Annotated in this window: 14 protein-coding genes; 5 read left to right on the top strand and 9 right to left on the bottom strand. The window is 61.7% G+C overall.

Annotated elements, in window-relative coordinates; translation table 11 throughout:
* Positions 1-3: 3 nt before the first annotated feature.
* A complete protein-coding gene (locus NPS58_RS15950) occupies positions 4-837 on the top strand; it encodes an SDR family NAD(P)-dependent oxidoreductase (protein ID WP_274116313.1) in 834 nt (277 codons plus the stop codon).
* A gap of 204 nt (positions 838-1,041) precedes the next feature.
* On the opposite strand, the gene NPS58_RS15945 is transcribed toward NPS58_RS15950, so the two are convergent.
* The gene (locus tag NPS58_RS15945; protein WP_274116312.1) at positions 1,042-1,662 is read right to left on the bottom strand and encodes a hypothetical protein; all 621 of its coding nucleotides are present in this window, start codon (positions 1,660-1,662) and stop codon (positions 1,042-1,044) included.
* A gap of 157 nt (positions 1,663-1,819) precedes the next feature.
* Here NPS58_RS15945 and NPS58_RS15940 point away from each other — a divergent pair, with 157 nt between their 5' ends.
* Positions 1,820-2,533, top strand: coding sequence for a tellurite resistance TerB family protein (locus NPS58_RS15940; RefSeq protein ID WP_274116311.1), 714 nt, complete (start codon positions 1,820-1,822; stop codon positions 2,531-2,533).
* A 260-nt stretch (positions 2,534-2,793) separates the two neighbouring features.
* On the opposite strand, the gene NPS58_RS15935 is transcribed toward NPS58_RS15940, so the two are convergent.
* The 4 genes from NPS58_RS15935 to NPS58_RS15920 all read right to left on the bottom strand — a co-directional run bounded on the left by NPS58_RS15935 (position 2,794) and on the right by NPS58_RS15920 (position 7,163).
* On the bottom strand, positions 2,794-3,684 hold the full coding sequence (locus NPS58_RS15935) for a serine hydrolase domain-containing protein (RefSeq protein ID WP_274116310.1): 891 nt from the start codon (positions 3,682-3,684) through the stop codon (positions 2,794-2,796).
* 94 nt (positions 3,685-3,778) lie between these two features.
* A complete protein-coding gene (locus NPS58_RS15930; protein ID WP_274116309.1) occupies positions 3,779-4,957 on the bottom strand; it encodes a trans-sulfuration enzyme family protein in 1,179 nt (392 codons plus the stop codon).
* A complete protein-coding gene (locus NPS58_RS15925) occupies positions 4,954-6,330 on the bottom strand; it encodes a pyridoxal-phosphate dependent enzyme (RefSeq protein WP_274116308.1) in 1,377 nt (458 codons plus the stop codon). Before NPS58_RS15925 ends, NPS58_RS15930 begins: the two co-directional genes overlap by 4 nt.
* A gap of 152 nt (positions 6,331-6,482) precedes the next feature.
* Positions 6,483-7,163: a nitroreductase gene (locus NPS58_RS15920; protein WP_274116307.1), complete on the bottom strand. Its 681-nt coding sequence runs from the start codon at positions 7,161-7,163 to the stop codon at positions 6,483-6,485.
* Positions 7,164-7,489: 326 nt separating this feature from the next.
* Between NPS58_RS15920 and NPS58_RS15915 the strand changes: the two genes are divergently transcribed.
* Positions 7,490-7,858 carry a hypothetical protein gene (locus NPS58_RS15915; protein ID WP_274116306.1) on the top strand — a complete coding sequence of 123 codons (369 nt, stop codon included), beginning with the start codon at positions 7,490-7,492 and terminating at the stop codon, positions 7,856-7,858.
* Between the two features lie 138 nt (positions 7,859-7,996).
* On the opposite strand, the gene NPS58_RS15910 is transcribed toward NPS58_RS15915, so the two are convergent.
* Positions 7,997-9,085, bottom strand: a complete 1,089-nt coding sequence (locus NPS58_RS15910) for a YkvI family membrane protein (RefSeq protein WP_274116305.1) — start codon at positions 9,083-9,085, stop codon at positions 7,997-7,999.
* Positions 9,086-9,445: 360 nt separating this feature from the next.
* Here NPS58_RS15910 and NPS58_RS15905 point away from each other — a divergent pair, with 360 nt between their 5' ends.
* Positions 9,446-10,309, top strand: coding sequence for a sensor domain-containing diguanylate cyclase (locus NPS58_RS15905; protein WP_274116304.1), 864 nt, complete (start codon positions 9,446-9,448; stop codon positions 10,307-10,309).
* Between the two features lie 47 nt (positions 10,310-10,356).
* The gene (locus NPS58_RS15900) at positions 10,357-10,758 is read left to right on the top strand and encodes a hypothetical protein (protein WP_274116303.1); all 402 of its coding nucleotides are present in this window, start codon (positions 10,357-10,359) and stop codon (positions 10,756-10,758) included.
* Positions 10,759-10,892: 134 nt separating this feature from the next.
* On the opposite strand, the gene NPS58_RS15895 is transcribed toward NPS58_RS15900, so the two are convergent.
* The 3 genes from NPS58_RS15895 to osmE form a co-directional block, all read right to left on the bottom strand.
* A complete protein-coding gene (locus NPS58_RS15895) occupies positions 10,893-12,464 on the bottom strand; it encodes an arylsulfatase (protein WP_425313074.1) in 1,572 nt (523 codons plus the stop codon).
* Between the two features lie 209 nt (positions 12,465-12,673).
* The gene (locus tag NPS58_RS15890) at positions 12,674-12,928 is read right to left on the bottom strand and encodes a hypothetical protein (protein ID WP_274116301.1); all 255 of its coding nucleotides are present in this window, start codon (positions 12,926-12,928) and stop codon (positions 12,674-12,676) included.
* 83 nt (positions 12,929-13,011) lie between these two features.
* Positions 13,012-13,374: an osmotically-inducible lipoprotein OsmE gene (gene osmE, locus NPS58_RS15885; RefSeq protein ID WP_274116300.1), complete on the bottom strand. Its 363-nt coding sequence runs from the start codon at positions 13,372-13,374 to the stop codon at positions 13,012-13,014.
* Between the last annotated feature and the right edge of the window lie 34 nt (positions 13,375-13,408).

The raw sequence follows: 13,408 nt of genomic DNA, 5'->3' as shown, positions 1-13,408 counted from the left end.
CCCATGAACAAGGTGGCATTCATCACCGGCGCCAGCCGTGGCATCGGCCGTGAGGCTGCGTTGGCGTTTGCCCGCGCAGGCTTTGACCTGGCGATCAGCGCCCGCACCGTCGACGAGGGCGAGCAGCACGAACACGGCCTGCGCGATGCCGCGGGCGAGCCGCTGGCGGGCAGCCTCAACAGCACGGCGGCGGCCATTCGCGAGCTTGGCCGGCGGGTGCTGGTGGTGCCCATGGACCTGCTCGACAGCGACTCGGCCCTGGCCGCCTGTGCCCAGGTGATTGCCGAATTCGGCCGCATCGACGTACTGGTCAACAACGCGATCTACCAGGGGCGTGACCTCAACAGCGGGTTCATGGCCTTGCAGCCGCAGACCCTGGAGCGTGTCTTCCAGGGCTACATCCTCACGCCGTTCCTGCTGACCCGGGCAGTGGCTGAACAGATGCTCGAGCAGGGCGGTGGGGTGGTGATCAACGTCACTTCCGGCGCTGGCGAGAGCGACCCGCCGGTGGCGGCGGAAAAGGGCGGCTGGGGTTATGCCTATGGCGCGGGCAAGGCGGCCGTGTCGCGGTTGGCGGGGGTGATGGCGGCAGAGCTGGGTGAGCGGGGCATTTGCGCCTATACGATCAACCCGGGCGTGGTGAGCACCGAAGCACTGAAGGCGACCATTGGCGACAAAGGCGTCATTGCCTTGCGCGCGGGGATCGCGCCGCCGCAGGTGCCTGCGCAAGTGATGCTGTGGCTTGCGACCTCCCCTGAAGCACCGCGCTATCAAAAACGCACCATCGCGGCCCAGCCATTCGCCCTTGAGCAGCAGATCGTCGCGGATTGGCGGTAGGAGCGGGCTTGCCCCGCGATGAGGCTGCAACAGCCCGCGAATTACGACAGCTTCGCGCTCGATCGCGGACGAATCCGCTCCCACAGCGTGGGAGCCGGACTTGCCGGCGATCGGCCGCACTGCGGCGGTTATCCAGGCGACGCCTGATGTGCAGGCGGCATTGGCCTTCCCACCCAGAGGGGCATGCAACAGAGGGCTTGCATGCTATTTGCCGTTGTTTTTCGAAGATTGCGAGCTCGGTATCGAGGATTCACCTGCGATTCGCTTGACCAGCGCAGCATGACCGCTGGCTTCGTCGGCGCGGGAAATGACCTGGATGACGGCCATGCGATCGCCGGAGCCTGCGATAAAGGTGCTGTTCAAGGTTTTGCCGCCGCCCAGGGTCGCCGTACTGTCGACTTGTCGTACACCCAGGCCGTTGCGGGTAAAGCGCGATTCGCTGGTTTGTCGAAAGTCCGGCAGCCCGGCGCTCTGGCGCTCGACGAAACCACTGACGGCGCCGTCGAGGAAGGCATCGTCGTTGTCGCCCGGGCGAGAAGCTACGGGGAGCGGTTTTTCGATCACCATGACCACGCGCTTTTCCTGCACATTGGCATACAGGGTACCCACGGCGCCGGCGCCTTCGCTGCTCTGTTCATCGGCGCTCAGAGGGCTTGCATCGAAGCCTGCCGGCAGCTTGAAGCTGAACTTGCCGCCGAGCACTGCGACCGTTGTTTCGGGTTTCGGCTTGGTGGTGGGTGGGCTGGCGGCATGCAGATTCGACAGACCCAACAGGCCGACGACGGCCAGGGTCAGCGTCAGCGTTCTTTTGTTGAAACTCGACATACAGCCTCTCATGGGGCACGGCAGGTTGGATATGCTCACACAAACCTGCCTGCTCGGTAAGCCCGGGGTTTCCCGTCGGCCAGACGGTCATGGCAGATCGCCTTGAGGGGGCTATCGTTGCTTGTCTGAGCAACGACTACCGACTGAGGGCGGTGCCATGAACACCAGTGATCTACTCGAACAGTTACTTCGGGCCGGGCAAGGCTCGCAAGCGCAACAAGGGAGCGGCGGCATGTCATCGCAAGACGGCCTGGGCGGCTTGCTGGGCGGTCTGCTTGGCGGCGGCGGTGCAACGGGTGGCGGTGGTGGCCTTGGTGGATTACTGGGCGGCCTGTTGGGTGGCGGTGGTGGCAGCGCTGGCGGCTTTACCCAGGGGCGCTCCGCGGGTGGCACCAATTACGCGGCCCTGGCGTCGCTGGGCATGATGGCGTTCCAGGCCTATCAAAGCTGGCAGCGCAGCCAGGCGGCAGCCCCGCAACAGGCGGTGCGTACTGTCGATCAATTGTCCGGTGCCGAGGCCGAGGATCACAGCCATGCAATCTTGCGCGCGCTGATTGCGGCAGCCAAGGCTGACGGTCGCATCGACAAGCAGGAAGAACAGTTGATCTACGCTGAAATCAAACGTCATACCAGCGACCCGCAACTGCAGCAATGGCTGGATGAGGAAGTCAGCAAGCCACTGGATGCCGCCGAGGTGGCTCAGTCGGCCCAGGACCCGGCCATGGCCGCGGAAATGTACCTGGCCAGCGTGATGCTGGTGGATGACCAGCAGGACGCAGAGCGTGCCTACCTTGACGAATTGGCCGGCGCACTGCAAATCGATCCGGCATTGCAGGTGCACCTGGAACAGCAGGCCAAGGGAACCGCCTGACCGGCCAGGAAGCCGGCATCCGAACCTTGCACAACGTCAACTGGGGCGGCTTGCCGGTAAACCCGGACGCAAGCCACATGGACTTCTCCCGGTCGCAAACGTTCGGCTACAGCTGGTCGCACCAGGACATCTACAACCAGACCGTGTTCGTCGAACTCGATCAACGCCTGGACAACGACTGGCGCCTGCACCTAGGGGCTTCGAAGAACGGGTCCGAATTCAAGATGATGGGCGGTGTGCTGGAGCGCGACTACGAAATCTCAGCGCGCCGCCTCAACTACCTTGCGTATTTCTTCAGCGACCAGCGCCTCGACTCTTCCCTCGTCCGGCCCCGTCGAGAAAACTGCGGAGCACGCGACCGTCTCTCCGACTGTGCTCCGATAGACCGCCAGCACACTTCCAGGCCCACCTCCAGTATGCCCGGTCAGAGTCAAGCCGCCCTCGATCTCCCCTCGCATCAGGCCCAGGGCATATCCGGGTGTGACCCACGGACGGCCGGCCATTGGGCCACCCAGTACCCTTGTCGCCTGCATTTCCTGTAGCAGGTCGGCAGGAAGAATTTCTCCGACGAGCAACTGATCCAGAAACAGGGCAGCCTGCGAAACAGGGCCAGCCAGTAATCCGTGATAGACCCAGCCGGGGTCGTAGTTCGGCGCAATGCCGAGGTACTCCCCGCCCAGCACTGCGCGTTCCGTTACGAAGCGGACCGTCGAGATCCCGAGCGGCGTCAGAACTTGCCGCCTGATCGCTTCTTCAAGCGGCAGGTCTGTGGCGCGTTCGATGAGCCTGGCTACAAGCATGAAACCTATATTCGAGTAACGCCAACCAGCTCCAGGGCTGTAGCGAAGCCGAGCGCCATCCAGGCGCTGCATCATCTCGTCCACGGGCCAAGCCGGCTCATGATTCGCAACCGCGGCGTGATACTCGGGAAGCTCGCTATAGTCAGCGAGGCCCGCTTCGTGACGTAGGAGTTGACGCAGGGTGTAAGCCGTCTCAGGAAGCGGAGCATCCAGAACGAGTTGACCGTCGCGTACCACTGTCAGGGCGGTCGCCGCCAACACCGTTTTGGTGAAACTCCACCATGGCACACAGGGTTCGTTCTGCGGGAATGGTGTTATTGATCGACCGTTGGAAAGGGTGGAGGTATGCATCGAATACTCAAGCGAAAATGACCGGGCGGTGGGCACGCGGCACCATACCCCATTCCCGTGATGCAGGGCTTTCTTCTGTAGCATCGACCACTGCTCAAACCCGCGCCAGCGCCTGGGCCAGGTCGGCGCGCAGGTCTTCCACATCTTCGACACCCACCGACAAGCGTACCAGCGCATCACCGATGCCCAGTTGCGCGCGGGTGGGGGCAGGGATGCTGGCGTGGGTCATGATCGCCGGGTGTTCGATCAGGCTTTCCACGCCGCCCAGGCTCTCGGCCAGGGCGAAGATCTGCACCGCTTCTAGAAAGCGCTTGGCGCCCGCCAGGTCGCTGTTCAGGTCGAGGGAAATCATCCCGCCGAATCCGCGCATCTGCCGCCTGGCCAGTTCGTGCTGCGGGTGCGACGCCAGGCCCGGGTAATAGACGCGCGCTACCTGTGGCTGACGCGCAAGCCATTGCGCCAGCTCCAGCGCGTTGCTGCAGTGGCGCTCCATGCGCAGCGCCAGGGTCTTCACGCCGCGCAAGGTGAGAAACGCGTCGAACGGCCCGGCGATAGCCCCCACGGCGTTCTGCAGAAAGCCCAGGCGCTCGGCCAGTTCCGCATTCTGCCCGACCACGGCGATGCCGCCGATCACGTCGGAGTGGCCGTTGAGGTATTTGGTCGTCGAGTGCAGCACGATGTCGAAACCCAGCTCCAGCGGACGCTGCACCCAGGGGCTGGCAAAGGTGTTGTCGGCCACACAGATGATGCCTCGCTCGCGACAGGTGCGCGCCACGGCGGCGAGGTCGGTCAGGCGCAGCAGGGGATTGCTCGGTGTCTCGACCCAGACCATCCGCGTGTCGGCTTGCAGCGCCGCTTCGAATGCCGCCAGGTCACCCAGGTCGACGAAGCTGAAGCGATGCCCGGCGCTGCGCCGGCGCACCCGTTCGAACAGGCGGAACGTACCGCCGTACAGGTCATTGCCGGAGACGATGTGCGCGCCAGCGTCGAGCAGTTCGAGCACGTTGGCGATCGCCGCCAGCCCGGAGGCGAAGGCGAAGGCCTGGGTACCGCCCTCAAGGTCGGCCACGCAACGCTCCAGCGCCCAGCGTGTGGGGTTGTGCGAGCGGCCGTAGTCGAGGCCCTTGTGCACACCGGGGCTCTGCTGCGCATAGGTGGAGTTGGCGTAGATCGGCGGCATCAGGGCCCCGGTGGATGGGTCTGGCGCCTGTCCGGCATGGATGACACGGGTGGCGAAGGCGCGAGGCGCGCCGGTCTCATCGTGATGGCTCATGGTAGGGACCTGCGTAGGTGATTGAGCAAATCGACGCGGGTAATCACGCCGTGAAAGCCCGAAGAATCTTCGATGATCGCCACCAGCCCGCGGTCGAGCTCGGCCTGCAGTTCGGCCAGGCTGGCGCTGGGAGCCAGGGTTTCCAGTTTGTCAGTCATCGCGCTCGCCACGCTCATATGAAAGTGCGAGGCGTCCTGGTGCACGCCCAGCAGAATGTCCGATTCGTCGATCACGCCGACCAGGCGTTGTCCATTGACCAGCACCGGCAGTTGCGACACATCCGCCAGGCGCATGCGCTGGAAGGCGGTGAGCAGCGTGTCGTCCGGGCCCACGCTGATCACCCGGCCATCCTCGAAACGTCGGGCAATCAGGTCGCGCAGATCGCCGTAGCGCTTGCGCGCGAGTAAGCCCTGGTCGGTCATCCACTGGTCGTTGTAGACCTTCGACAGGTAGCGGGTGCCGGTGTCGCAGACGAAGCTGACGACCCGCTTCGGCTCGGTCTGCTCACGACAGTAGCGCAGTGCCGCCGCCAGCAACGTGCCGGTCGAAGAGCCGCCAAGAATGCCTTCGACGCGCAGCAGTTGGCGGGCGTGATCGAAGCTTTCCTCGTCGCTGATGGAGTAGGCCTGGCGCACACTGGAGAGGTCGGCAATGGATGGAATGAAGTCCTCGCCGATGCCCTCGACCGCCCAGGAGCCGGGTGTCACCAGAGTGGCGCTACGGCTGTATTCGGCGACCACCGAGCCCACCGGGTCAGCCAGCACCATGGCCAGGTTCGGCTGCAGGCGGCGAAAAAAGCGCGTCAGCCCGGTAAGCGTGCCAGCCGAGCCGACACCCACCACGATGGCATCCAGATCATGCTGGGTCTGCGCCCAGATCTCCGGCGCGGTGCTGCACTCGTGGGCCAGTGGGTTGGCCGGATTATTGAACTGGTCGGCGAAGAAGGCGTCGGGTATCTCCTGCGCCAGCCGCGCAGCGACATCCTGGTAGTAGTCGGGATGGCCCTTGCCGACGTCGGAGCGGGTGATATGCACCTCGGCGCCCATCGCCTTGAGGTGCAGGACCTTCTCGGTGGACATTTTGTCTGGCACCACCAGCACCACCCGATAGCCCTTGGCGCGGCCGACCAGGGCCAGGCCGAGGCCGGTGTTGCCGGCCGTGGCTTCGACGATGGTGCCGCCGGGTTGCAGGCGGCCATCGCGCTCGGCGGCGTCGATCATCGCCAGGCCGATGCGGTCCTTGATCGAGCCTCCGGGGTTTTGCGATTCGAGCTTGAGGAACAGCGTGCATGGCCCGGTATCGAAGCGGCTGACGCGCACCAGCGGCGTATTGCCGATCAGTTCGAGCACGGCGGGGCGGGAGTCGTTCGGCATGTCGTCACCTCGCTGCGCACGTGCGCACTGGTTGGACGGAAACCTGAGTCGCAGAAAAGGCCTCGCTTGGAAAATAGGCCGCTATCGCCCCACCCGCAACTGTCCCCGGCCAGCCGGTAGCGGGGCCGAGCAGGGGGGCTTCACTCGCTATCTCAGGCTTCGTGCCACAGCACCGTGTCCTCGAAGGCGGCACGGCTTGTGTAAAAGGCATTGGCCGGCGATCGGTGGTCGGCGTAGCCAAAGGAAAGGCCGCAGACCACCAGGCGGTCGTCGGCGATTTCAAAATGACGACGTACGAACGAGGAGTGACTGGCCAGTGCGGCCTGGGCAATGATGCCGATACCCAGGGCCTCGGCGGCCAGCAGCAAATTGGCCACGTAGCCGCCGCAGTCCACCGCACCATAGGTACCCAATGCTTTGTCACTGGTGATGATGGCTACGTGGGGGGCGTCGAAGAACGAGAAGTTGCGCAGTGTCTGCTGCTGGCTGGCGCTACGGTCGCCAGGGGCGATGCCGACGCTTTCGTAGAGACGGTGTCCACACTCACGGCGCCGCTGCTGGTACACGCCGTGGTATTCGCTGGGGAAAGGAAAGTCGGGTGTCGCCGAACCGAGTTTCAGTTCAGCGGCATACGCGGTGCGAAAGCGCTCCGTCGCAGCGCCTCGCGTCACAATGACTTGCCAAGGTTGGGTGTTGCACCAGGAGGCAGAGCGCTGGGCCAGCGCGAACATCCGTATGACGGCTTGGTGATCGACTGGCTGAGGCAGGAATGCGCGACAGCTGCGGCGGCTCTGAAACAAGCGTTCAAGGGTTTCGATATCGGTTGGGTTCATGCCTGTGTCTCTTTGCGCGCTGAATGAGGCCAATGCTTAGCGTCTTGAGCGAAGCTCCCAGCGCACGATAGTGGCTAGTGGAGCGGCAAGGAGTCGACTACCCATGCTGGGGGGCGTCGTCGTGGCTATTGCTGGATCAGGACTAACTGCCTTATGCGGATTCAACCCTTTGAAGATAGCGAAGCAGAATATTGTCCATATGCTTTGCAAGCTAACCTTTAGGGGGGATGGCTTGCTTGATCTTCAGTCTGGCTTACAACTAAAAAATGGCAGCTTTTATCCGTCGCTATCCATTGATTTACAAGGGGGTAGTCGGAAGGTGTCATATGAAGGGTTCAAGGTCGGTCACCTGTGAATTGACGTTGTCGCTTTTAGCTGCCTGCCTGCTGGCAGGCTGTGCACATAATCCTGATATCCGTAAGGGAGATGACTATACCTCTGGCACCACTGCAAAAAGTCCACCCGATTATGTTGTCTGTGTGCAAGACGAACTTTCAGGCGCTTCGAAGACGTACACCGTGACGGAGAACAACACGCTCAAGCTCTTCGTTGATAGCACTGACCCCAACAAGGCCACGGGACTTGTCGAGATCCAGGGTTCAGGCAGCCAGCATCAGTTCTCTGCCTATCAACGGGATGCCTGGTACGACAAGGGAAGGCTGCTGGATGCAGCGCTGATGTGTTCAAACACGTAGATCGTACCCAAAGCCCAGCGTCATGCTGGGCTTTGGTTCCCCGGGACGCCGTGAAGAGCCACAAAAAAGCCGATGCCAGAACCTGGCATCGGCTTTTTTGTGGCTGCGCTCAATGGCCTGTGTGTACCGGCATCAGCATCAGGACAGGGCGCTCAGTTTGGCGCTTTGCGCCTTGGCAGCGGAACGGCTGCGTACCCAGCTGAAGCCGATGGCGAGGATCAGCGCGAAGCCGACGTAGCCCAGCAGTGGATACACCGTGCCGACCAACTTGCTGAAGCCGCCCAGGCTCAAGGCCAGGCCCACGCACACAGTCACGGCGCTGACGACTTTGAAGCGGCGCGAATCAGGCTTGGCGAAGCGGGCGCTGAAGGCAAAGAACATGCCCACCGCGGTGCTGTAGATCATGCAGACCAGTGCGATCGACATCACCACCGCAAGCAGCGGCGAGATGCGCGCCGACAGCGCCAGCGACGGCATTTCGATGCCCTGCAGCTGGTTGATGTTGGCGAACAGGCCGATGTTCAGCAGCAGGATCAGGGCACCCAGGCCAAGGCCGCCGAGTATGCCGCCGACTGCCGCGGCCTTGGGCTGTTTGGTCATGCCGCCGATGACTGCCAGCATTGGGAAGCCTACGGCGATGTTGAACGATGCGTACAGCAGGGCGCCGACGAACCAGTTGCCGGTGACCGTCTCGTTGTTCTCGCGGGCAACCGCGTCGAGGGTCTCGACCGAGGCGTTGTAGTTGAAGATCGAGTAGGTGGTGATGATCAGCACCATCGCCAGCAGGAAGGGCATGACCGCGCTGATCAAGTTGATGATGCGCTTGACGTTCAGGCACAGGGTGGCGATCACCAGCACGGTCATCAATACACCGCCGAACAGCGGCGGCATGTCGTACTCCTGGGCGAAGATCGAGCCGCTGCCCGCCAGCATGACTACGCCGACGCCATACAGGAAGAACGACAGCACGACGTCGACGATCAGGCCGACTCGACTACCGAACAAGCGGTAAAGGACTTCCTTGTGCGAGTTCGCCTGCATCTGCGAACTCATCCGGGCGATCTGCATGCCGAGGAAGGCGAACAGCACACCGCTGACCAGAGTACCGACAATGCCTATCAGCCCATAGCCGGTGAAGAACTGCAGGACCTCCTGCCCGGAGGCGAAGCCGCCGCCGATCACCACGGACATGTAAGCAAGCGCAATCTGGATGGATTGTTTATTCATTACACTTTTCTCGTTCTTAGACTTATTAGTTGCATGGAAAAGCCAGGCAGTTCCTGTCCTCGCATTTCCGCAGGGCGGCGTTCGCCATGCCAGCACAACAAGCACCCTGGCTCGCTGGAGCGTGCTGGCATGCGGACGCCGCCCGCAGTATAGGAAGAGTGGGCCAGTTGTTTTGACTGTATAACCAGTCATATCTGGTGAAAAGTGCTGTAGGAATCAATTACGCATCAGAAGTTTCGCAATTCTGGCGAAATTGACCGCAAAGTCTTCTGCACTTCGTCGCAAGAGGCGGCGATCGGCGTAGCCAAATGGCCCTGTGATCGGGCTATGATCTTGATGAACAAACCGGACCCCTGGCCTATGCCCGTAGACCTGCAAGCGCTCTATCCCAAGCTGATCCACCTGATGTTGGACACGGTCTTCGTGGTCGACGGGGACAACCAGATCGTATTTGTGAGCGATGCCTGCGAGGCACTGCTCGGTTACCGTGCCGCCGAACTGACGGGCACCCCGATCACCGACTATATCCACCCTGACGACCTGGCGGTCACGCGGGCTTCGATCATCCGGGTCATGAATGGTCAGTCCCACGTCGATTTTCGCAATCGCTACGTTCGCAAGGATGGCGGTGTCGTGCATATCCTGTGGGCGGCGTTCTGGTCCAAGGAAGTGGGCGCGCGCATCGGTGTCGCGCGGGACGTGACGGCCCTGCGCCAGGCCGAGGAAGAACTGCGTTTCATGGCCCATCACGATCCGCTGACCCACCTGACCAACCGGTCGCTGTTCAATGACCGCCTGGCCAGCGCCCTGCGCGCGGCGCACCGCCACCACAACACCCTGGCGTTGCTGTTTCTGGATATCAATGACTTCAAGGATATCAATGACGTTCATGGGCACGCGGCGGGCGATCGTGTGCTGTGTACGGTCGCTCGGCGCCTGGAGCGTTGCGTGCGCGAGACCGACACGGTAGCGCGGATGGGCGGCGATGAATTCACCGTGCTGTTGACGGACCTGCAGTCCCAGGACGCGGTGGCCGAGAAGGTAGCGCAGATTCTCGCCGTCATGGCCGAGCCGCTGGGCCCCGAATTTGACGGGGTCACCATGCCCTCCTGCAGCATCGGCGTGGCCTTGTACCCGGCAGACGGGGAGGATGCCGATACACTGCTCAGTCATGCCGATGGCGATATGTACCGGATCAAACGGCAGCGCTCCGCGGCGGGGTGACAAACTCGCGGGGTACCTAGGGTTAACGCGGAGCAGGGAGGTTTCACATGTTGGCAAAGTGCTTGGTGACCGTGGGTATCGTTTTTTACGCCGTCGTTGTACCGATCCTCGAGATCAATCAGACCCACGTCTTCAACCAGGCATGGGACCCCCATGCGCGGCTGCACGAGACGTGGCAGCTGTTTACCAATACAAGCATCGGCGCGTTCAGTGTCTGGCTGGTGTGGGGCAAGGGCGATCTCAGGCTGGCAAGCCTGCTCACCTTGTTCGTCACTGGTGGTTTCTTGATGGCCTACTGGCTGCGTGATGGATACGGTGGATCAATGGTGCTCTGCGATGGCACAGAGAAAATGATCATGGGGATCAACCTCGGTCTGTTTGCCTACCTGCTCGCCCTTGCACTGGCGGGGTTGGCGGTGATGCTTCAGAAGCACAGGCAGCAACCCTGAACCGGGCCGGATTTGCGACCTGCTCCATTTCGCAGAAGACATCGGCGTTAAATAGTGCTGGCATGGCACGGGAACCATTGAAACGAACAAGGGCAGCCAATGGCTGCCCTTGTTCGTTAAACCCTCGGGAACACCTATTCGTTTGCCTTGGTCGGTGGCGCGTTCTTCAGGCCCATCAGGGCTTTCTTCACTGCCAGGCTCTGGTAGTTGATGTTGGCGACGTTCAGGCTGACCCCTTCCTGGAACGGGTATTGCGACAGGGTGCTCAGGAAGGCGCCGACCTTGGCCTTGATGGGTACCAGCAGCCAGGCCTGGTCTGCCGACCAGCGCCGGGCACCGGGTGACTCCTTGCGGGCCGTCTGGAAGGGGTCGGCGAACAGGTTGGTCAACGCCGGCACGTTGGTCACCGTGCGCGCACTGGTGCTGAAGTCACCCTCCATCTGCGCGAAGCTCAGTTTCCATTCCTTCCAGCGGATCGCGTCCAGGTCGCCCGCCATGCTGAAGTAGAAGTACTCTTCGCGAGGGCTGTCCTTGGCCTCGCCCTTGAAGAACGGCAGGAAGTTGTAGCCGTCCAGATGAACGCGGTAGTCCTTGCCGTTGAGCTTGCTGCCCTTGGCCATGTCTTCGACCAGTGTCGAGTCGCCGGCTGCGGCCGCCAGCGTGGGCATCCAGTCGTTATGGGCGATCATGTTGTTGTAGCGGCTGCCCGGCTTGATGACCTGAGGCCACTTGACCAGCAGCGGCACGCGATGGCCGCCTTCGTTGGAGGTGCCTTTTTCGCCGGCGAACGGTGAGGTACCGCCATCGGGCCAGGTGAATTTTTGTGCGCCGTTGTCAGTGGTGTAGATGATGATGGTGTTGTCGGCGATGCCGAGGTCATCGAGCTTTTTCAGCAACTGGCCGACGTGGCCGTCGTGCTCGACCATGCCGTCCGGGTAGAGACCAACGCCGGTCTTGCCTTCGGACTCCTTCTTCAGGTGGGTCCAGATGTGCATGCGTGTGGAGTTGAACCAGACGAAGAAGGGCTTGTCGGCCTTGTGCGCCTTGTCGATGAAGTTCTCGGTGGCCTGTACCAGTTCATCGTCGATGGTTTCCATGCGCTTGCGGGTCAAGGCACCGGTGTCTTCGATCTTGCCGTCGGCGTAGGAGTGGATCACCCCGCGCGGGCCGTACTTTTTGCGGAACTCGGGATCCTTGGGGTAGTAGTAGGTTTCGGGTTCTTCCTCGGCGTTCATGTGGTAGAGGTTGCCGAAGAACTCGTCGAAACCGTGCTTGGTCGGTAGGTGCTGGTCGCGATCGCCGAGGTGATTCTTGCCGAACTGGCCGGTGGTATAGCCTTGCTGTTTCATCACATCGCCGATGGTCGGTGCCCAGTCCGGGATGCCGTGCTCGGAGCCTGGCATGCCAACGGTCAGCAGGCCGGTGCGGAACGGGTGTTGGCCCAGCGCGAAGGCCGAACGCCCGGCAGTGCAGGACTGCTCGCCATAGGAGTGGGTGAACAACGCACCCTCACGCGCGATACGGTCGATATTGGGGGTCTCGTAGCCCATCATGCCCTGGTTGTAGGCGCTGATGTTGAAGATGCCGATATCATCCCCAAAGATCACCAGGATGTTGGGCTTGTCGGCGGCTTTTACACCCAGCGACGCGACTAACAGTGCACCTGCCATAGCAAGTAGGCGTGACCATTTCCCTGTGCGGGCCATGTCCTTTCTCCATCGTTATTGTTGATTTTGGCTTCGATACTAGAGAGGGAGGCTGTGGCAGCGCGTCGGTAAAAGGGAGGATATTGAGAGGGAAGTCCGGGTAGTTCGAGCGAACTACTCAGGGGAGTATCGAGCAGGAACCTCGCGAGCAGTGGACATTGGTTCATAGCCGCCACCAGCAGGCTGCGGCTATGAACCGAGCTTATTGCCTACTTGCTGCGTCCCACCTTGTAGATCTGCAGGGCGCGTTGGGCTGAAGAATTGCACAGCTCCTCATCGCCTGCCTTTTGTGCCTGCTTGGCCTGCTCGAGCAATTCGCGAAACTCATCGACCTTGCCGCCGGTCAGGGCCTGGCCGTCAGTCTTGTCGATATTCTCGAGCTGTTTGATGCTGTCATCGCATTCGGTGGCAAAGGCGGAACTGCCCAATGTCAGTGCGACGATAAACGCTGCCAGGTACTTCATAACGGTTCTCCCGAACGAAATAAAACCAGCCAGACGCGAGTACCGCACGCTCGTGTCAACGTATTGAGCGTAGCTCACCAGTCCTAGTAACCCGAACCTCCAACACCTCCCATATTAGTGGGGGCTTCCCTGGATTTTTGCTGTGCATGACTCCATTGGGCGCAGGTCATGAAGCTTTGATGGTCTACCTTGCCGGCCGCGTCGAAGCTGACATGGTAGGGCTGAGTTCGACCTGATTGAGTGAGCATGTAGTCAAAGCAGGTACCGGGCTCGACAGTGCGATCCGATACTGACAATGGCTTGCCGCCGATGCTCTGGACTTGATCCTGGCTCATCCCCGGTTCGACCTTGGCGACCAGCGGCTGGTCGCGAAAAACATGGGCGTCGGTAGAGCAGCCAGTTGCCACTGATAGCAAGGCTAACAGGGCGATGGCAGATGTGTTCATGGCAAGGCTCCCGCAGTACGTGTTGCGAAGAGAC

Origin of the sequence: Pseudomonas putida (genome assembly GCF_028682455.1) — a bacterium.
Classification (GTDB): Bacteria; Pseudomonadota; Gammaproteobacteria; order Pseudomonadales; family Pseudomonadaceae; genus Aquipseudomonas; species Aquipseudomonas putida_AA.
This window is presented reverse-complemented; position numbering and strand designations above follow the sequence as displayed.

Coding starts and splice junctions, on each gene's coding strand:
- NPS58_RS15950 (WP_274116313.1), top strand. CDS start 4: ATGAACAAGGTGGCATTCATCACCGGCGCCAGCCGTGGCATCGGCCGT.
- NPS58_RS15945 (WP_274116312.1), bottom strand. CDS start 1,662: ATGTCGAGTTTCAACAAAAGAACGCTGACGCTGACCCTGGCCGTCGTC.
- NPS58_RS15940 (WP_274116311.1), top strand. CDS start 1,820: ATGAACACCAGTGATCTACTCGAACAGTTACTTCGGGCCGGGCAAGGC.
- NPS58_RS15935 (WP_274116310.1), bottom strand. CDS start 3,684: ATGCATACCTCCACCCTTTCCAACGGTCGATCAATAACACCATTCCCG.
- NPS58_RS15930 (WP_274116309.1), bottom strand. CDS start 4,957: ATGAGCCATCACGATGAGACCGGCGCGCCTCGCGCCTTCGCCACCCGT.
- NPS58_RS15925 (WP_274116308.1), bottom strand. CDS start 6,330: ATGCCGAACGACTCCCGCCCCGCCGTGCTCGAACTGATCGGCAATACG.
- NPS58_RS15920 (WP_274116307.1), bottom strand. CDS start 7,163: ATGAACCCAACCGATATCGAAACCCTTGAACGCTTGTTTCAGAGCCGC.
- NPS58_RS15915 (WP_274116306.1), top strand. CDS start 7,490: ATGAAGGGTTCAAGGTCGGTCACCTGTGAATTGACGTTGTCGCTTTTA.
- NPS58_RS15910 (WP_274116305.1), bottom strand. CDS start 9,085: ATGAATAAACAATCCATCCAGATTGCGCTTGCTTACATGTCCGTGGTG.
- NPS58_RS15905 (WP_274116304.1), top strand. CDS start 9,446: ATGCCCGTAGACCTGCAAGCGCTCTATCCCAAGCTGATCCACCTGATG.
- NPS58_RS15900 (WP_274116303.1), top strand. CDS start 10,357: ATGTTGGCAAAGTGCTTGGTGACCGTGGGTATCGTTTTTTACGCCGTC.
- NPS58_RS15895 (WP_425313074.1), bottom strand. CDS start 12,464: ATGGCCCGCACAGGGAAATGGTCACGCCTACTTGCTATGGCAGGTGCA.
- NPS58_RS15890 (WP_274116301.1), bottom strand. CDS start 12,928: ATGAAGTACCTGGCAGCGTTTATCGTCGCACTGACATTGGGCAGTTCC.
- osmE (WP_274116300.1), bottom strand. CDS start 13,374: ATGAACACATCTGCCATCGCCCTGTTAGCCTTGCTATCAGTGGCAACT.